The 21,691-nt window shown below is 25.1% G+C and carries 14 protein-coding genes; 13 read left to right on the plus strand and 1 reads right to left on the minus strand.

From position 1 onward, the window contains the following. The first annotated feature begins 19 nt into the window (after window positions 1-19). Window positions 20-2,170, plus strand: a complete 2,151-nt coding sequence (locus ACYUET_RS10590) for a YhgE/Pip domain-containing protein (protein WP_460279439.1) — start codon at window positions 20-22, stop codon at window positions 2,168-2,170. A 140-nt stretch (window positions 2,171-2,310) separates the two neighbouring features. Here ACYUET_RS10590 and ACYUET_RS10595 read toward each other — a convergent pair whose 3' ends face one another. Continuing rightward, window positions 2,311-3,054, minus strand: coding sequence for a 3'-5' exonuclease (locus ACYUET_RS10595; RefSeq protein WP_460279441.1), 744 nt, complete (start codon window positions 3,052-3,054; stop codon window positions 2,311-2,313). Between the two features lie 472 nt (window positions 3,055-3,526). Between ACYUET_RS10595 and ACYUET_RS10600 the strand changes: the two genes are divergently transcribed. From ACYUET_RS10600 to ACYUET_RS10655, 12 genes are all read left to right on the plus strand, one after another. Beyond that, the gene (locus ACYUET_RS10600) at window positions 3,527-4,240 is read left to right on the plus strand and encodes a DUF2680 domain-containing protein (protein WP_460279443.1); all 714 of its coding nucleotides are present in this window, start codon (window positions 3,527-3,529) and stop codon (window positions 4,238-4,240) included. Window positions 4,241-4,821: 581 nt separating this feature from the next. Continuing rightward, the gene (locus ACYUET_RS10605; protein ID WP_460279444.1) at window positions 4,822-5,493 is read left to right on the plus strand and encodes a response regulator transcription factor; all 672 of its coding nucleotides are present in this window, start codon (window positions 4,822-4,824) and stop codon (window positions 5,491-5,493) included. Then, window positions 5,483-6,937: a sensor histidine kinase gene (locus ACYUET_RS10610; RefSeq protein ID WP_460279445.1), complete on the plus strand. Its 1,455-nt coding sequence runs from the start codon at window positions 5,483-5,485 to the stop codon at window positions 6,935-6,937. The genes ACYUET_RS10605 and ACYUET_RS10610 overlap by 11 nt, the downstream gene beginning before the upstream one ends. 198 nt (window positions 6,938-7,135) lie before the next feature. Further along, complete coding sequence (locus ACYUET_RS10615) at window positions 7,136-8,806, plus strand: ribonuclease J (protein WP_460279483.1); 1,671 nt, start codon at window positions 7,136-7,138, stop codon at window positions 8,804-8,806. A gap of 334 nt (window positions 8,807-9,140) precedes the next feature. After that, the gene (locus tag ACYUET_RS10620; protein ID WP_460279446.1) at window positions 9,141-11,648 is read left to right on the plus strand and encodes a dynamin family protein; all 2,508 of its coding nucleotides are present in this window, start codon (window positions 9,141-9,143) and stop codon (window positions 11,646-11,648) included. Window positions 11,649-11,735: 87 nt separating this feature from the next. Beyond that, the gene (locus ACYUET_RS10625; RefSeq protein WP_460279448.1) at window positions 11,736-12,566 is read left to right on the plus strand and encodes a hypothetical protein; all 831 of its coding nucleotides are present in this window, start codon (window positions 11,736-11,738) and stop codon (window positions 12,564-12,566) included. Window positions 12,567-12,569: 3 nt separating this feature from the next. Then, entirely contained in the window at window positions 12,570-14,342 is a 1,773-nt protein-coding gene (locus tag ACYUET_RS10630) for a dynamin family protein (RefSeq protein ID WP_460279450.1), read from the plus strand. 35 nt (window positions 14,343-14,377) lie between these two features. Continuing rightward, complete coding sequence (locus ACYUET_RS10635; RefSeq protein ID WP_460279451.1) at window positions 14,378-16,162, plus strand: dynamin family protein; 1,785 nt, start codon at window positions 14,378-14,380, stop codon at window positions 16,160-16,162. 296 nt (window positions 16,163-16,458) lie between these two features. Continuing rightward, window positions 16,459-17,634 carry a DegT/DnrJ/EryC1/StrS family aminotransferase gene (locus ACYUET_RS10640; protein ID WP_460279453.1) on the plus strand — a complete coding sequence of 392 codons (1,176 nt, stop codon included), beginning with the start codon at window positions 16,459-16,461 and terminating at the stop codon, window positions 17,632-17,634. 265 nt (window positions 17,635-17,899) lie between these two features. Then, window positions 17,900-19,066, plus strand: coding sequence for a MerR family transcriptional regulator (locus tag ACYUET_RS10645; RefSeq protein WP_460279455.1), 1,167 nt, complete (start codon window positions 17,900-17,902; stop codon window positions 19,064-19,066). A 27-nt stretch (window positions 19,067-19,093) separates the two neighbouring features. Next, window positions 19,094-20,284 (plus strand): DegT/DnrJ/EryC1/StrS family aminotransferase, encoded by a 1,191-nt coding sequence (locus ACYUET_RS10650; protein WP_460279457.1) that lies wholly within the window; start codon window positions 19,094-19,096, stop codon window positions 20,282-20,284. Between the two features lie 225 nt (window positions 20,285-20,509). Then, on the plus strand, window positions 20,510-21,691 hold the full coding sequence (locus ACYUET_RS10655; protein ID WP_460279459.1) for a TolC family protein: 1,182 nt from the start codon (window positions 20,510-20,512) through the stop codon (window positions 21,689-21,691).

The following is a 21,691-nucleotide window of genomic DNA, read 5'->3' on the forward strand; positions in this document are numbered from 1 at the left end:
TTACTAAGGAGGAGATATAGTGAAAAACATATTTGAAATTTATAAAAAAGATATGAAAAACATATTTACAAATTATGCAGCACTTATTGTAGTAATAGCTTTATGTATGCTTCCATCTCTATATGCTTGGTTTAATATAATAGCATCATGGGATCCTTATTCTCCAAAAGCAACAAGTCAAATTAAAATTGGGGTAGTAAATAAGGATGTTGGAGGCACATTAAATGGAGAAGATATAAATCTAGGTAATAAAATAATTAAAGAATTAAAAAATAATAATTTAATGGGATGGCAGTTTGTAGATGAAGATGAAGCAATTGATGCACTTAAAAAGGAAAAATATTATGCATCAATAATAATACCAGAAGAATTTTCAAGTGAGATGACATCTATAGTTACTAGTGAGATAAAAAAAGGAGATATAATCTATACTGTTAATGAAAAAATTAATGCAATTGCACCAAAGCTTACAAGTAAAGGGGCAACAGGGGTTCAAGAAAATATAAGTAAAAGTCTTATAGAAACTGTAAGTAAAACTTTGTTTACAGCCTCAAAAGAAGTAGGAATTGAATTAGAAAACCAACTTCCAACGATATCAAGAATTTATAATATGTTAAATGAAATAAGGGGGAAATTTTCAGAAATAAATAAAACAGTTGATTTAGCTTATGATGGAGCAGTTAAAATTAAAGATTTATCAAATAAAGTTAAAAAGGATATGCCATTAATTCAAAATACATTAATAAATGCTAAAAATTTAACTAGTGAAGTAGGGAATTTTATAACGTCTTCAAAGGAGGAATTATCGAGGTTATCTCCAACTATTAAGGAAGACATTAGAATAATAAATGAGGTGAGTAAAGAAGTATCACAAGATACTGATGCAATTATTGGAGCAATAAATTCAGGTTCTAAAAATGTTTTGGATATGGTAAATAATTTAATAAACAGAGTGGATATTTTAGATAAGGTAACAAAATCAGTAATAAAATTTTTAGAATCATTAAATAATTTTTCATCTAATAAACCATTAGATGGAATTATAACTAGATTAAAAGAAGTTGAAACTAAAATAGGTAAATTGCAGGAATCGTTAAAAGATGTTAAAGCTTCATTAGAATCAGGCAAAGCTCCAGATTTAACATTATTAAACAATATAAAAAAATTATCTAATGATATATCCTCAATAAGTGAAGATATTTATTCGAAATTTGATTCAGAGATTGTACCTAAAATAAATAAAATATTTGAGGATGCTTTTGAAGTATCACAAAATGTATTAAGTGTATTAAAAGAAGCAGAAAAAAAATTACCAGATGTAGAAGGTATATTAAATACAGTTTATGAAGGTGCTGATCAGGGGATTAAGGAAATTACCGATATTAAAGAAAATTTACCAGAAGCTGAAAATATTATAAATGAATTAACAGATAAGATAGGTGCAGTTAATGATGATGAAAGTCTGAAACAATTAATAAATTTATTAAAAAATAATGTGCAAGAAAGAACAGACTTTTTAGCAAATCCAGTGAACTTAATTGAAAAACAATTATATCCTATGGGCAATTATGGAACAGCAATGACACCATTTTATACTATATTATCTTTTTGGGTTGGATTACTGTTATTATCATCTATTTTAACAGTTGAGGCACATGGAAACTATAAACCAATAGAAGTTTACTTTGGAAAATTATTATTATTTATTACTTTAGCGTTAATTCAATCAATGATTGTATCATTAGGAGATTTGTACATATTAAAGATTTATTGTTTAAATCCAGTTTTATTTGTAATCGGATCATTATTTTCAAGTATAGTATTTGCTTATATAGTTTATTCAGCATGTTCAGTGTTTGGAAATGTCGGAAAAGTAATATGTATAGTATTGTTAGTACTACAAATAGGAGGATCAGGCGGTACATTTCCAATTGAATTAACTCCTAAATTTTTCCAAAGATTAAATCCATTTTTACCATTTACATATGCTATATCTTTTTTAAGAGAATGTATAGGTGGAATAGTAAAAGAAGTGTTGATTAAAGATGTGATAGTATTATTATTTTTTATAATAATATCAATGGTTATAGGAATAGTGCTAAAAAAACCATTTAGTAGAGCTGTAAATAAATTTTCTAAAAAATTTGAAGAAAGTGAAATTGGAGAGTAATGGTTCATATAGAAAAGCCATAAGTATAAGTCAATAGTGTAACTTATACTTATGGCTTTTTATTCTTTATAAAACTTATAAGTTAAATAATGTATATTAAAATTTAGTTATACTTATTTTATAAAGTAATATTTTGATATTTATTTAACAAATTGATTAGTTTTTCCCATTAAATAAGCTAATTTTATAATATCTTGTTCTTCTTTAGTCATTTTCCTATTGTATATTTTTTCGAATTCTCTTATTAAAGCAACACTATCAATTGTCTTTTTTTTATTAGACATTTTGCGTGATAAATTAGTAGTATAAATTCTAGGTTTTATATCTTCATTATAAATTCTCTTAAAAACTTCTGATGTATAATAGGCATCATAATAAGCATCGTGAAATTCGTCTTCATTTAATATTCCTAAAAGTTCAACAGCATTTTTTAAACCTATTTTACATCCTTTTTCAACTTTAAAATATTTAGATGCAGATTCTTGAACATCAATATAATATTTAGAGATTAATGAAGTAGATAAGTTATAATATTTTATATTTCTTAAGAGCTCTTTAATATCTACTTTTCCCCAAACACAAAAAATAGCTTCATCGTCTCCTACAAATTTCAAGAAATCTTTATAAATTTTAGGAAAGCTTTCACAAGAACTAAGCATTTCACTGTTTATTTTAGTTAATTTTTCTACATACGGGTGTATTGTAGTATATACTGTTGGATTAATTAAAGTATTAAATTTAGAAACTATATTAAACGTTTCATCAAGTTTTATTGCTCCAATTTGAATAATTTCAAATGGTAATTCTTTAACATTACTTGCATCATCTTTAGGTATATTTGGATCTCTTTGATTAAATTCTAAATCATATATTATATAATTCATGTGTTCACCTGCTTTTTACAATTGATAAAATATATAAGTTCTAAGAAAGTTTACTTGTTAATATAAATGTTACAACACTTATAACGTCTACGATTTAATTAATAAAGTGAGGAACTTATATAGAAAGTTTATTATATAATTCTGAATGTATAGTACTAATACATATATTAACCTTTTATAAAAATTATAAATGTAATAAATTAATTAGAAAATATATATTAAATTTAAAGACTGTATAAAATTATACAATATATAGAATTTTTTAACAAGAAATTTAAAAAATATTTGGAATAAGCAGAAAAGCTACTATATTTATATATTTCATATTAAATTCATCAAATGTTCAAAAAACCATCACATTAGGAATTTATACTAAGAATATCGAAAGGGTACTTAAAATTTAGTATATAACTTTTGATAATTTATCTTAAAAGATAAATTAAAAATTAATTTTAGAGAGGATTTGAATGAAATGAAAGTTAAAAAAATTTTATCAATATTATCTTTAGTAACAGTGATGGGAACAATGGGAGTAACAGCTTTTGCATCAGATACATCAAATACCCCAAATACTTCTGTTACAACTAGCAGTGCGGTATCAGAAAATAAAAACGATAAGAATTTTAAATGTGATAAAGAACATAATAAATTAAGACATGGCGAAAACTGTGATATGCAACAAAACTTTGCATCACTTACAGATGCACAAAAACAAGAAATTAACACATTAAAAGACCAACAAAAAGGTGTTGAAAGTCAAATTGTTGATAAATATTTAGAATTAGGTGTAATTGATCAAACTCAAGCAGATAATATGAAAGCTCGTTTAACACAAGATAAATCTAAAGGCATGGAAGCTGGAAAAGAAAACAAAACTGAAGCAAAACAAGATAGAAAAGAAAAGAATCAAGAAAGAAAAACTGAAATGACTGAAATAAATCAAAAATGGTCAGCACTTACAGATGAACAAAAAGAAGAAATTTATAAATTAAAAGATCAACAAGCAGATATTGAAAGTCAAATTGTTGATAAAGAATTGGAATTTGGAATAATTACACAAGAACAAGCGGACAATATGAAAACTCATTTAACAGAATGTAAAACTAAAATGAGAGAAGATGGAAAAATGCCTATGAATGGAGGCTTTGGAAAAGGAGAAAGAGGATTTAAAGGTAAAGCTAAATAGATTTAGTTAAAAATAGAACCTCTTATCAGAGTATATAATATAATCTGATAAGAGGTTTTTTATTCTTTAGGAAATTATATTTTAAAAAATCTGTGGATAACTTAGATTATAGTATTATTTAAATATTAAGAAATAAAACCTAAAGAATAAAAAATAATCATATGCCGCACCATTATTCCTGCACTACGTTTGGAAAGGGTGCATGGCTAAAAAAAATCGACGCTCCACAGTCGCTTAGCGATTTTTTTATATGATTTATAAAACGGATATAATATATATAATTTAAAGAATAGAAAAGGATTATAAATTTATTTAAAATATAAATTTTATATGGTAATATAGCTATCATATAAAATAATACATATAAGTTACAATAAAGTTTGTTAAGTAATATAAACTTTAAAACACTTAGGATTTCTATGATTTAACTAATATAGTAATGAACATATATAGAAAATTTATTATATATGATTCTAAATGAATAGTGTTAATATAGATATATATCTTTTATAAAAATTAAATAAAAAATAAATATATGAACTTAATTAGAACATATATATTTATTTAGGAGTTGAAATGTAATGGCAAAGATTTTAGTGGTTGATGATGAAGAAAAAATAAGACTTCTTATAAAAAAATATGCAATTTTTGAAAATCATGAAGTATATGAAGCGGAAGATGGATTAAAGGCAATTAAGCTTTGTGAAAATAATATATTTGACATAATAATTATGGATATTATGATGCCGGAGCTTGATGGGTTTTCAACAGTAAATGAAATAAGAAAAACAATAAATACACCAGTATTAATGCTTTCAGCACGAGGAGAAGAATATGATAAAATCCATGGATTTGAAATAGGTATAGATGATTATGTGGTGAAACCATTTTCGCCCAAAGAACTTATGATGCGTGTAAATGCTATTATTAAAAGAACGAGTAATTTTAATGATATAAAAAGAAATATTTTTGTAAAAGATGGATTAATGATTGATTTTTTAGGAAGAATTGTTACTATAGATAAAGAAAAAATTAATATGTCTCCTAAGGAATATGATTTATTATTTTATATGGTCAAAAATTGTAATATTGCTCTTAGTAGAGAAAAACTTATTACGGAAGTTTGGGGGTATGATTTTAATGGAGATGATCGTACACTTGACACTCATATAAAATTATTAAGAAAATCTTTAGGTGAATATAGTAAAATGATAGTAACATTGCGAGGGGTTGGATATAGATTTGAAGCTTAATAAACTAAGTATAAAGTGGAAGATATTTATATATCTAATAGGATTTTGTTCTGCATTACTAATATTACTTTGGCTTTTTCAAGTGGTTTTTTTAGAAAGATTTTATAAAATAGTAAAAATAAATTCTATTAAAAGTAATGCAAATACTATAATAAAAAATTTAGATAATGATGATATAGATTTACTTATAAAAAGTATTTCTCAAAATGATGATATGTGTATTGAAATTTTTTCGGAATATGGAACACTTATAAATGAGTCTAATAATATGCAGACTTCTGTTATATATAAATTAACACAATATGAAAAGGATAATTTAAAATTAAATCTTCAAAACGAAGGTGGAGAGTTTTTATATTATTTTAATAAAGAAGATTTAAAAGCAATAAAACATTATGATAAAATGAATGGAAAAATGGGAAAGAATATAGATGAAAGTATAATATATGGTAAGTTAGCTGAAAACAAAAATGGAGAAACAAGAATAGTTATAATAAATGCTATGATATCTCCAGTTAACGCAACTATCCAAACTTTAAGAATACAACTTTATTATATTACGGGATTTATGATTATTTTTTCAGTACTTTTAGCTTTTATAATTTCAAAAAAAGTATCAGAGCCAATTGTAGCTATAAATAAAAGTGCAAAAGTGCTTGCAAAGGCAGATTATTCAGTTCAGTTTAAAGGAGATGGATATGAGGAAATTTCAGAGCTAGCATCTACTTTAAATTATGCAGCTAAAGAATTGTCAAAAGTTGATAATCTAAGAAAAGAACTTATTGCTAATGTATCTCATGATTTACGTACTCCTCTTACACTTATCTCAGGTTATGCTGAAATAATGAGAGATTTACCAAATGAAAATAATGTAGACAATGTACAAATTATTATTGATGAAACAAAGCGTCTTACAACACTCGTAAATGATATGCTTGATATTTCAAAACTTCAAGCAGGAATAATAAATTTATCTATTAGTAGTTTTAATCTGACAAAGACTATACAAGAAGTAATAATGCGTTTTTCAGAATTAACTAAAAAAGATGGATATGATATAGAATTTAGCTATGATCAAGATACATTTGTTACCGCAGATGAAATTAAGATTACTCAAGTAATTTATAATTTATTAACAAATGCTATTAACTATACAGGGAGTGATAAAAAAGTTATTATAAAACAAATTATAAGTAATGGTTTTGTTAAAGTAGAAATTATTGACACTGGTGAGGGGATAGCAGAAGAAGAATTATCATATATTTGGGAAAGATATTATAAGAGTAATAAATCACATAAGCGAGCAGTAATGGGAACAGGACTAGGACTTTCAATTGTTAAGTCTATTTTAGAAAGTCATAAAGGTGTAACCTATGGAGTAAAATCAAAATTAAATAAAGGAAGCATATTTTGGTTTAAACTTAAAAGTGATGAAAGGAAATAATAGATTTAGATATCTAAACTATTATTTCTTTTTATTTGTTTAAATATATTAATTATTTTATAAATAATTAATATATTTAATGATATTTGTAAATACTTAAATTAAGCGATAACTTATTTAAATAGGGGTGATAATTTGGATAATATAAAAGAATATAAAATTAAAGAAAAAAAAGTTAAAACTGATAAATCCAAAACAATGTCATTAGAAAATAAGGATAAGTTAAAAATAATTCCATTAGGTGGTTTGGGTGAAATAGGAAAAAATATAACTGCATTTGAATATGATGATGAAATAATAGTTATAGATTGTGGATTGTCATTTCCTGATGAAGATCTTTATGGAATTGATATTATAATTCCTGATGTTACTTACTTAATAAAAAATAAGGAAAAAGTAAAAGGATTTTTTATAACTCACGGTCATGAAGATCATATAGGAGGACTACCCTATATATTAAAACAAATTAATGTTCCTATATATGGTACTAAACTAACACTAGGGTTAGTAGAAACAAAATTAGAAGAGCATAGGATGGTTAGTGATTGTACATTAAATGTTGTTAAAGTAAATGAGTTTATAAAGTTTAAAAATTTTAAAATAGAATTTATTAAAACAAATCATAGTATACCAGACAGCTGTTCAATTGCTTTACATACTCCAGTAGGAGTGGTTGTACATAGTGGAGATTTTAAGATTGATTTTACTCCAATTGATGGAGAAATTATAAATCTTCAAAGATATGCTGAACTTGGCAAAAAGGGAGTTTTACTTTTAATGGCTGACAGTACTAATGCCCTACATAATGGCTATACAATGTCAGAAAGAACAGTAGGTGAAACATTAGAAAATCTTTTTAGAAAAGCAACAGGTAGAGTTATAGTATCTACATTTGCATCAAATGTTCATAGATTACAACAAATTAGTGATTGTTCTATAAAAAATGGTAGAAAAATAGCTTTTAGTGGCAGAAGTATGGAAAATATATGTAAGGTTGCTATAGAGTTGGGATATTTATTTATACCTGAAGATATGATAATTGGATTGGATGAAATAAAGAATTATACAAATGATAGAATTACAATTGTTACAACTGGAAGTCAGGGAGAGTCTATGGCAGGACTTTCAAGAATAGCAGCATCAACTCATAGGCATATACAAATAGAAAAAGGTGATATGGTTATTATTTCAGCAACACCAATACCAGGGAATGAGAAAGCAGTTTCAAATTTAATAAATGACTTAACAGCAAAAGGTGCTGATGTGATATATAAAGCAATAGAAGATATTCATGTTTCAGGTCATGCATGTGAACAGGAATTAAGGGTTATTCAAGCTGTTTTAAAACCCAAATTTTTTATTCCAGTACATGGTGAATATAAGCATTTAATTACACATGCTAAAATTGCAAATAGTATGGGGGTGGATAAATCTAATATATTTATTTTAGAAACGGGGGATATATTTGAATTATCTAAGAATAAAGGTAGAGTAGTAGGGAAAGCACCAGCAGGTAGGGTACTTGTAGATGGATTAGGCGTAGGTGATGTAGGCAGTATGGTGCTAAGAGATAGAAAAAATTTAGCTGAAGATGGAATTATAACGGTAGTTGTAGCTATAGATATAAGAAATAAAATTATATTATCAGGACCCGATATAGTATCAAGAGGATTTGTATATGTTAGAGGTTCAGAAGAGTTAATTAATGATGTTAAAAATATAGTTACTGAGGTTGTAGAAACTTGTTTGGATAATAATATTACTCAGTGGGCTGAAATAAAAAATAGAATAAGAAGAGAAGTAGATAATTTTGTATATACAAAAATGAAAAGAAAACCTATGATTTTACCAGTAATTGTTGAGATATAAAATAAATAAATATATATATATATATATATTTATTTATTTATTTATTTATAATTTTTATAGAAAATTTATCTTTAATTAACCCTATATAGTTTAGAAGTATAAATATTATAATATTTATACTTCTAAACAAGCTTTAATGGAATTTATATATTTAGCTATTTAAAATAATAATAAAGTGTTTTAAATAGCTTTTTTATTGCAAAAAATATAGAAATTACTAATTATTTTGACAATTTTTTATTTAGATAAATGTTAGTAATTGTGGTAATATATCAGTAAACAAGTAATTTGTGATAATTAGAATTACATAAATTAACATTAAATGGAGATTACTATGGAAAAGAATAATTATATATTAAATACAGTTGATGAAATAAGAAATGTGTTAGAACAAAATGATTATAGAAAGAAAAGATATAACTATGATATTGAGTGGTTTGAAGAAAAAAAGAAGCAAATTGAAAATAATATAATAAGAATTGCTATTATGGGAATAACAAGTAGTGGTAAATCTACATTAGTAAATGCTCTTTTAGGAGAAAAAATTTTACCTGTAGCAATTATTCCAAGCTCTAGTATAATTATCACAGTCTCTAAAGGAGAAATAAGACAAGCTACTATATTTTTCAGAGATAAAGAAGCAAAAGTTTTAAGTGGAAATAATTTAAATGATAAAGTTATAGCAGAATATGCCGATGAAAGTAAAAATCCTAATAATAAGTTTAAAGTTACTCAAATAGATATACAGTCTCCAAACTTTTTACTTGAAAATAATATACATATTATAGATAGTCCAGGCTTAGATGCATGTGATTTGGAGATGCATGAAAAATTAACATTAGAGATATTACTTCCAACAATAGATATTTGTATATTTTTAACTACAGTTAAAGCTAATAGTGACGAAATTAATGCAGAAAAGATTAAAATCGTAAACGAAAAAGAAAAGCAGATTGTGTTAGTACAAAATATGATTGATTCTATTGAAGAGAAAATAGGTAAGAATGGAATCATAGAAGAGAGTAAAGAGGAGATTTTAAAAAAGCATAAAAAAAGAGGACAAAACCTTTTAAAAACTGCAACAAATAATAATAATGAATTTGATATAATTCAAATATCTGCTCTTAATGCACTTAGAGGAAGAATAGCAAATGATATTAGTTTATATAATAGTTCAAATATAGAATATTTAACTAGAGCTATAAATATGTGTGTTCAAAAAGTTATGCCTAAGATAAATGCATCAAGAGAGAGAAGTTTTAGTGAAAGAATTAATCATATAATTTCAACTGATAGAGAAATTATAGAAGGAAAAAATTTAGAAAATATAAATTCAATAAAAGAAATAAGTAGCGATATAGATGATGTTGTATATGACTTTAAGGTTTCAAGAGAAAAAATAGAATCTAAGATTAAGATTATAGATAAAATAATTTCAGATACAATAAGTGAAATAAATTCTTCAAATTCAGATGAAATTGAAAGTTATTCAGAAATAATAGAAAAAATAAATAATAAAAATTTAAAAATAGAAAAACAGATATTAAATATAGTTAAAGAGTGTGAAGATAGTAAAAAAGGGATATACAAAAAGCTTAATTTAGATATAAGGTATGATTATTCATTACCTAGTATGGAAGGTAAAAATATAGATGTTAAACACAAATATGAAGAAAGAACAAGATTAATTAAAAAAGAAGGGGTCTTTAATATTGGAAAGAGACTTCTATCTGATATATTTGAAACTAAATGGGGATATAAAGAGGAAGAATATGATGAAAAAGTAGTAGATAAAGATGCTACAATAGAGATGGTTAAAAATGTATGTTATCAAAATCGAAGAAAATACATGAATATATTATGGGAATGGGGAACACAGTATAATAATTCATTAAATCTTTTTTATCATGAGATAAGCAAGAAAGAAGAAGAATATCAAAGAAAGAAGAAACAAAATATTGAGCTTTATGATATAGATGAAGTTATTAAAAGTTTAAAATATATAAATAGAAAACTTAAAGAGCATAAGGTAGAAGAAGATGAAATTGCAGTAACAATTAGTGAAGATATTTTAAATGAGGATATATCAAGAAAGTTAACAGAGTATTCGATTTCTAATGTATCATATAATCTTTATAAATTGATTAATCAAATTTTAGAGAAAAATTATTTATTGATAGGAGATTATATAAAGCAAAGTAGTTTAGAAAAAATAAAAACAGAAGTACAAGAAGTTTTTTGGACATGGGATGTTGAATCTTGTGTAAAATTTGTTTCTAGAATTAAAGGTATTTACTTAAATGAAGAGGAAAGCAACGCTTTAAAGGAGAATGGAATATATTATTCTCAGAATATAATAATTATTTATGAATTATGTGAAAATAAAGAAAAACTTTTAGAGGGATTAAAGGAGTTAATTCAAAAATCGTTCAATATTTTTATAATGTTTAATGGTATTCAAATAGGAAATTCGGAAAAACAAATTATGAAAAGTAACAATTTAAATTATATTATAGAAAACAATGATATAATAGCAAATTTAGTAATAGATTCATATAAAGAATTTATTAATGCAAACAACATAAAAGAATTGTTACTATCAGTTAATAATTTAAAAAATAAAATTTCAATAAAATTTCCTAACATAATAAAAGGATGGACGTTAATTAATTCTAAAAATCCTATATATAATATGGCATTAATAGAGGGCAACAAAAATGATGACTTTATAATAAGTGATTATAAGAATATAAAGGAACAATTATTTGCGAGTCCATTATCAAGAGGTAAGGAAGAAAAAGAAACTCTAGAAGAAATATTAAGTTACTTTTTAAATAAGTGAAGTAAATAACATTTAGATATGAAAATTTAATTAAAACATAAAGAGATAGAAATATATAAATTATTATATAAACTAAGGAGAATTATTATGGAAAATAAATCAATATCAATTCAATGTGATGAGATAACTAAAAATATGATGAGTGAATTGCAGGACGAAATGATATATTCACTTTCTAAAGTATCTAAAAATATGAGTGATGATATAATAGAAAAGTTAAAACCTATTGAAAAAAAGATAAATACTTTAAAAGAAGATTTTACCGAAGATAGCGAAGAACTTGAAGAAAAAATTAATGATTTAAATAATAATTTATTAAAAATAAGGGAATCTATTGGGAATACTATAGAAACATGTATTAATAAGGTTATCGCCGAGCAAAATCAAATATTAAACAGCAATTTAGAAAAAATAGCGAATAACTCTATAGAAATTAAAGAAAGTATAGAAAATAAAGACAAGCATTTACAAGGTATAATTACTGAAAATATAGAAGAATTAAGCAAAAATATAAATGAAACTTCTAATACAAATAAGGAAGATATTTTTAATAAAATAGATGCATTAAATATTAAATCTTTGGAAGAAAAGTTAGCTATTTTAGGGCTGAAAATAGTAAAAGATGCTGCAAATAATAAAGAAAATATTTTAAACAAGCTAGATAATATTAATAATGAAGAATTAGAAAAAAAGATAGATTTATTAGAAAAAAATATAAAAAATGATTTATCAATTGATAAACAAATGGTTTTAGGAAAACTTAATTATCTTGATAATAAAATAGATGATAAAGATGTTTTAGCAGAAATGATAGAAAAATTAGAAAATGACCTTAATAGTAAAATAGAAAATATAAAAGAAGAAGTAGAATGGGGAAATAAATCATTTTTTGCTAGGATTTTTGGAAAGAGGAGATAAAAAATGAATTATATCAGTTTGATACATGATCCTAGATTTAATGTATTATTAGATAAATATCTTAACAATGAGGAACAAGGGATAGATTATAGAGAGTACTTTAATCATTTTCTTGATAATTTAAATAAAAAAGAAATACTAGTACCTGTACTTGGAATACAAGGGGCTGGGAAAAGTAGTTTTCTTAACTCTATTTTAATGGATGATAATATATTACCTACAGATGTTGATGAAACAACTTGTGTGCCAGTTGAAGTAAGATATGGAGAAAATGTTGATGAAGCTATAATATATTTTTTTGATGGAAAACAAGAAAGTATAAAATTGAAGAATTTAGAAAAGTATGTTCATAATGATTATAATAAAGCAAATAAACTTCAAGTTTCTAGGATAGTCTTATATAATAAAAGTGATATTTTAAAGAATAATATTGTGCTTGTGGATTTGCCAGGTGTAGGTAGTTTAACTCCAGAAAACCAAAAGACTACTTTAGATTATGTAAATAGGCTTATAGCAGGTATTTTTATGCTTAGAACAAATCCTCCAATAACAAGGACTGAAAAAAATTTTATAAATGCTTTATGGCCTAAGTTATCTAACACAATATTTGTTCAAAATAGATGGAATGATGAAGATGATGAAGATGTAAATGAAGCTAAAGAACATAATGAAGGTGTGTTAACAAGTATTAGTTATGCACATAATGATGAAAAAAATATCAATGTTAATGTTGTTAATGTTTATGAAGCTGTTAAAGGGAAATTTACTAGAGAATATGATTTATATAAAGAATCAGGAATAATTGATGTTATAAAAGAAATAGAAAATATTTCAGTAGATTATAATAATAGTTTAAAAAATACATTAAATTTAAAGGTTAAAGAATCACTAGGAAATATAAATGATAAAATAGAAAGCTATAAAAATTTATGCTTAAATGAAACTAAAGAAAATGATTTAGAAAAAGAAGAAAAAATAAAAGAAATAAAAGAAATACTCTCAACTAATAAGAAAAATTTCAGAAGAATTAGGACTTATGCATATGATGAGATGGATAATACAATAGAGTATGCTTCAAAAACAATAAAAGAAAATATTGAAGATCTTAGATTAGAACTTAAGAGAATAATTAATAAAGGTATTGTTGATGGAGATAGGCTAAGCTCAATATACAAAGAAACATCTGATAAAGCAATTAATAATATAATGGATGAAGTATTATCAAAGACTAGTGAGGTAATAAAAAATTTAAATAATGAATTAAAAGATATTACTATAAAAAGTTTTGATGGAAAATATGAAAACATATCATTTTTTAACAAGGATAGTGAATTTAAATTTGAAAAATCACTTCCTTCAGTATTAGGACTATCAGGTGGATTAATCGGAACATTAGGTACTGTAGGAACTTTAGGAGGACCACTTGGAATACTTGTTGGAATGGGAATTGGTATGGCATTTTCTTTAATAGGTGATTTAGTACGTAAAGAGATAGTTGAAACTAGAGCGAATTATACTATAAGGGATTTAGAACCTATGCTAGAAGATTTAGAAAATTATTTAAAAGAAGAAATTCTTGATGATTTAAGAGCTAAACAACAAGAGGTAGATGATTCAATTAAAAGTTTAAGAGGTAATTTAGAAAAAACTTTTAATTTTGACATAGAAGATATAGAAAAACAATATGATGGAATTTACAATGAAGATCATATTTTAGAATTTAATGAAGACCTAAGGGTTTTAAATGAAATAAAAGAGGAATATGATTTGAATTAGGGTAAGTATACAAAAAGGAATAGGGTGAAATATAAATGAATAGTTTTAAAAGCTGCATAGAAAGACAGAAGAGCATTGATTCAATTGTAAATGCTATTGGTAATGAAAATATTATTCAAAAGAATTTGTTGGTTAAAGATAAAATAATGAATCCTGCTCATTATGTTGTTATGATGGGGGAGACAAGTTCAGGTAAAAGTGCTTTAATAAATAGCTTATTTGATAATAAAATATTAATTGAAAGTGTAAAGCCAACTACTGGTGTTGTTACTGAAGTTGTGATATCAGATAAAGAGGAATTAACAGCTATAAATAAAGATGCAACTATTGAAACTTTGGACAAGAATAGTTTTGATAATCTTTCAGTAAATCCAAATAAAACATTACATAGATTGAGGTATAAAGGAGTATGTAAAAATTCAAAATATAAAGGTATGAGAATTTTTGATACTCCTGGTTATGGATCTCTTATAGAGTATCATGAAGAAGTACTAAAAGAATTTATACCAGAAAGTGATTTTATTGTATATGTTGTTTCTTATAGAGTTGGACTTGGAGATGATGATGCACAATTTTTAAAATATATTGGAGAAATTATAGGAAATGATGTGGAAGTTGTTTTAGCTATAAATATGTGTCCTAAAAATCTTAAAGACGATAATAAAAGAGTATTGGAAATTAAGGGAAATGTTAATAAGTGCATACATAAAGATGTTAAGTCATTTTTTATAGAAAGCAATTCGGAAAAAAAACCAAATGCAACTAAACTTTGGGATTATATTTGTGAAAAGATAAATGATGAAGACAAGCAAAATAGACTCTTAGAAAATTTAGAAAATTATCAAGATTATATATTAGATGAATGTAGTATAAAGATAAATTCTAAAATTGCAAATATTGAATCCAAAAAAGAAGAAATAGAAGAAAAATTAAATATAGTTGGAGAATTATTAGATAAGAAATTTGAAATTTTAGGAACTATAGATAGAGGATTTACAAAAATAAAAGTGAATTCGATAAAAACTATAGATAAATCTGCAATAACAATTAAAGAAAAGATTACATCTTATATACATGACGAAAGCAAATGGTCTAAAAGAGAGGAAACTTTTGCTTTAATGCAAGATTATTATGTTCCTAATCTTACAAATGAAGAAACTGACAATTTAATAAATTATATTGAAGATGATATTATCTTACTAGATAAAACAATAGATAAGTTACTAAAAGAATCTATTTCTGTTTTACAAGAAAAAGTTAAGGTAAATATACCTTCTTATACTGAAGTAATGGATGGAGTTTTAAAGCAACATATTGGTGATGAAATAAAGCAAGCTACAGGTGAGATGTTTAGAAAAGCAAATAAAGTGGGAGAATATAGTATAGGAGCTAATAATTCAGAAGACTTAAATAGTCTAGTAGATATAAAGTCTTATAAACATATTCAACATAATTTAAAGTATCTCATAAAGGCGATAAAAGCATCATCTTTAAAAGCAATTACTCGTTATTTAAGTGTTTTTACAGAATCAATATTTTATTTATATGACTCATTAACTTGGCAGAAAAAAATAAAAGAAATTTCATTAAATGCTATAGATAATTGGGCTAATGATGTAGAAATTTCTATAAAAAAATATTTAGAGATGTTAAGAGATACTAATAAAGAAGAAATAATGGCTTTATTTAATCAACTTAGTGAAGAATTTAAAGAAGATGAAAAGGCAGTAGTAAATATAGAATTAGAAGAATTATTTAAACTTAAAAAACAAATAGAATTTTTACTTCATAAATGTTTATATATGTCTATGAAAAAGTAGATTTAGGGACATGAAATAAAATAATAGACCAAAGAGGCGTTGTATATTCTGTGTCAGACAAGGAAGCCAATTTAGCTAATAGTTAGCTATTAACTAAATTGGCTGACGCAGTATGACGCAAAATAGATGAGCATACTGGTTTATTATTTTTTTGAATGTGCCTTATTAAATATGTTAGCTATTAGGCAAAATGGAAAAATAAATAAAATTTTATTGACTCCGCCCTAAGGTAAGAGTTTATAATAAGTTTAAGGCACAATTAAAATAGTATAGATAACTAGAGAGGAATGAATTATATGAAAAAAATACCTTTTTCACCACCAGATATAACAGAAGAAGAAATTCAAGCAGTATCAAATGTATTAAGATCAGGATGGATTACATCAGGACCTCAACTTGCTAAATTTGAGGAAGAAATACAAAAATATTTAAAAGTGAACAAAGCATTAGCATTAAATAGTGCAACAGCTGCTATGGAATTAGTACTTAAAGTATTTGATATAAAAGAAGGAGATGAAATAATAACAACTCCTTATACTTATACAGCAACTTCAAGTTCAGGAATACATAGAGGAGCTAAGCCTGTATATGTAGATGTTAAAAAAGATACTTTTGAAATGGATATAGACAAAGTTGCAGAAAAAATTACAGATAAAACAAAAGCAATTATGCCAGTAGATATAGCTGGAGTTCCTTTTGACTATGATGCATTAAAAAAAGTTTTAAAAGATATGAATAGAGAAGATATTATCATACTTTGTGATTCAGCACATTCTTTTGGTGCTAAATATAAAGGAGAACCAGTTGGCTCTCAATGTGACTTCCATTCATTCTCATTCCATGCAGTTAAAAACTTAACTACAGGAGAGGGTGGCGCAGTTACTTTTAATGATAACAACTTTAGAGGACATGAAAATTTACAACAATATATGAGATTTACAGCTATGCATGGTCAATCAAAAGATGCTTTAAGCAAACTTAAAGCTGGAGCATGGGAATATGATATCATTAATGATGGACTTAAATGTAATTTAACAGATATAGGTGCAGCAATTGGATTAGTTCAACTTAAGAGATACGAAGGTATGTTAGAAAAAAGAAGACAAATCTTTAAAACATATACAGATATCTTATCTAAAGAAGATTTTTCTATAATCCCATTTACTAAAGATGATAATGGTACTGAAACATCATATCACTTATATCTTTATAGAGTTAAGGGATTCAATGAAGAAAAGAGAAATGCAGCTATTCAAATGTTAGCTGAAAAAGGAATAGCAACTAATGTTCATTATAAGCCACTTCCAATGTTAACACTTTACAAAAATCTTGGATATGATATTAAGGACTATCCAAATGCATATGCTCAATATGAAAATGAAATCACTCTTCCAGTGTATACTACATTATCATTAGAAGATGCTGAATATGTAGCAAAAGAAGTTGTAAAAGTAATTAAAGAATTATTATAGTATTTAAAAATAGGAGGATATCAAAATATTTTTTTGACATCCTCCTATTAATTTATATTGACTCTAGTTAAAAATATTCAAAGTTATGTGTATTATCTTAAATTACTTTAAAACAATAATTGTAAGTCTCTTTTTCATTAGGGGCGTTAAATTGATAAAGAATATTTTCTAGTAAAATATAAACAAGATACTCTATTATATAAAAATTGTATTGACTCTACCCTAAGGTAAGGGATTAAAATGGATTTATTAGGAGGGATAGTTATTGAAAATTGGTGAGTTTGCAAAAAAGTCAGGAGTAACTGTAAAGACTTTGCTTCATTATGATAAAATAGGCCTTCTTAAGCCATCAAAAAAAACTGATTGCGGGTATAGAATTTATTGTGAAGATGATTTTTTAAAACTTCAACAGATTACTACTTTAAAATTTATAGGATTATCATTGAATGAAATAGGACACATTTTACATGAAAGTGGAGAAAACTTAGAAAGTATGATAAGCATTCAGAAAAAAGCATTAGAGGAAAAGAAAAAACATATTGATTCAGTTATAGAAGTTTTTAATAAAGCACAAAATACAGCAAAAAAAAATGGATTTTTAGATGCTAATAATTTAATAAATATTATAAAGATAACCAATATGGAGAAAAGTGTAAAAGAACAATATAAGAGTGATAAGAATCTTAATTTACGTAGTAATTTATATAGTTATAATATTAATAAAATTGATTGGGATGAATGGTGTTTTAATCAAATGGAATTTCCAAAGAATGCACGAATACTAGAATTAGGATGTGGGCCAGGTAAACTGTGGAGTAAAAATAGTAAAAAAATAGATAAAGGATTAAGAATCACCTTATCAGATTTTTCCAAGAGTATGTTAAAAATAGCAAAAGAAAAATTAAAGAGTATAGATTATGACTTTATATATAAAGAGATAAATGCAGAAGATATACCTTATGAGGATGAAAGTTTTGATATAGTTATTGCCCAACATATGATTTATTTTGTACCTAATATAGAAAAGGCATTATCTGAAATAAAAAGAGTTTTATCTCCAAATGGGAAATTTTATGTAACAGGTAATTCATGTGATTCTATGAGAGAACTTAATGAATTAGTAGAGAGATTTGCTCCTAATATAGGTCTTGATAATAATGGACTTTCATCAAGGTTTTCATTAGAAGAGGGTGAAAAAATATTAAAGAAATATTTTAATAAAGTAGAAGTAGAAATATTAGAAGGAAAAATAATAGTTGATGATGCAAAACCAGTAGTATCATATAAAGCTTCAACAATACAAGGAAGTTCAATACTTGTAGGTGAAAAGAAAAAAGAATTTACAAAGTATTTAGAAAATTACATTAAGAATAATGGAAATATATCAATAACAACGAAGACTGGTATATTTAAGGCGTATTCAAAAAAATAGTTAATTTAAAAGGAGTGGGGAAAAATTATGAATATTCCATTAGTAGATTTAAAAGCTCAGTATAAATCAATAAAAAATGATGCAGACAATAAAGTTAATGAAGTACTTTCATCTGCAAGTTATATTATGGGGAAAGATGTAATAGAATTTGAAAAAGAAGCTCAGGATTATCTTGGTGTTAAGTATGCAATATCAGTAGGAAATGGAACAGATGCGTTAGTTGTAGCACTTATGGCGTTAGGAATTGGTAAAGGTGATGAGGTTATAACTACACCATTTACATTTTTTGCAACTGCAGAAAGTATTTCATTTATAGGGGCAACACCAGTTTTTGTAGATGTAGAGAAGGATACATACAATATTGATCCATCGAAAATAGAAGAAAAAATAACTGAAAAAACAAAGGCAATTATGCCAGTTCATATATTTGGTCAACCAGCAAAAATGGATGAAATAAAAAAGATTGCTGAAAAACATAAACTAAAAGTTATAGAAGATGCTGCTCAAGCGTTTGGTTCAGAATATAAAGGAAAAAAAATTGGGAGCATAGGTGATGTTGGATGTTTTTCATTTTTCCCAACAAAAAACCTTGGTTGTGCAGGTGATGGTGGAATGATAACAACATCTGATGATAATATAGCAACAATTGTAAAAGCTTTAAGAACTCATGGAAGTGGAGAAAATGGTCAAAAGGCATATAATTTATTAAATAATATAAATGAAGAAGTGAAAATTTCAAAAGGACATGACGATACAGTATATAATCCATTAAAATATTATAATTATTTAATTGGGTTTAATACACGATTGGATACTATTCAAGCAGCACTTTTAAGAGTGAAAATGAATTATATAGATAAATGGAATAATGTTAGAAGAGAAAATGCTAGAATGTATGATGAAAATTTAAAGGATACTTCTTTAACATTACCTGTAACAATAGACGAAGGAAAATCAGTATATAATATGTATGTGGTCCAATCAGATAATAGAGAAAAGTTTGTTAATAGACTTAAAGAAAAGGGAATAAGTACAGGAATATATTATCCAGTTCCAATGCATCTTCAAAAAGTTTATAAGAATTTAGGATATAAAGAAGGAAACATGCCTGTAGCAGAATATCTATCACATAGAACATTTGCAATACCTATTTTCCCTGAACTAACTGATGATGAAAAGAGATATATAATAGATTCTATTAAAGAAATTGATAAATAAATATATAAGCAAATTCATGAACTGTAATAAGATTTGTAGAAATACAATTCTTATTACAGTTTTTTTATTTTAAATATTATAATAAAATTTATTATTTTTTCTAAAGTTTATATTTTGTTTATATTTGATTTATATAAAAGTTAGAATTGCCGATTATAATGAAGCAATCAAATAACACTAAAATTTAACTATATTTTAAAGTAGAGACTTTAGGAGGAGACGAAATTGAAAAAATCATATATAAGTTTTTTAATTATGACTTTGACATTGGTAAACACATCTTTAATAAATATATCTAGTGTACAAGCAGCTACTGTACAATCTACTAATAATAAAATAATTAAAGTTTCTTTAGAAAATATAAAAGATATTATGATTGATAATAGTTTAGATATGAAAACCTATGATAATAATCTAAAGAAAGTAAAAGAAGAATATGATGAAAGTAAAGATGAAGTAAAGACAGCTCAAACAGATAAACAAGATGCAGAAGATAAACTTGCTGCAGATGATAAACTAGATTCAAATAAAACTAAGCAACTTCAAAATGATTTGACTTTAGCAGAGAATAATTTGGATACAAAAAATACAAACCTAGATACAAAAACATTTAACTACACACAAGCTAAACTTCAATATGATCAAAAAGTAGAAAGTGCAGTCTATCAGGCTCAGCAAGATTACATAAAATACTTATCAACTTTAGCTAATAAAGAATTACAAGAAGATACTGCAAAATCTAAAGAAAAAAATGCACAAATATCTAAGCTTAAATATGAAAGTGGATTTATGTCTAAGAATGATTATATATCTTCAACACAAGATAATACAGATTCAAGTGATAAATTAAACGAGTTAATAAATGAAGAAAAACTTGAAAAAACAAAGCTTTGCAATGAATTAGGAATTAGTGAGGAAAATGCAACAATAATTACTGATATAAATGAAGATATTGAAAAAATATCTAAAATTAATTACGACAGTGATTTAAAAGAAATGCTTGATAATAATGTAGATATAAGACTTGCAAATAATAATATTGATCAATTAGATTCAGTAGACAATGAAACAGATAATGATTATACAGATGCTATAAATGATTATAATAAGGATAATGCTGAAATCTCTTTACAACAAAAAAACAATATTGCAAAAATTAATTTTAAAGAACAATACGATACGCTTATGAATTCATATAATTCTATAAAAAGTAGTTACAATAAAATAACTCAAGAACAAAACGAATATAAAATCACACAAAGTAAATATGATTATGGTTTTGTTTCAAAAAATTATGTAGACAATGAAAAGTTAACTTTAGATAAAGATAATGCGACTTTTGTTAATAGTAGAAATAAATGTTATTTGGATTACTTAAAATATATTCAAATGAAAGAAGGGTATTAA

Source organism: Clostridium sp. CTA-5 (assembly GCF_054768135.1).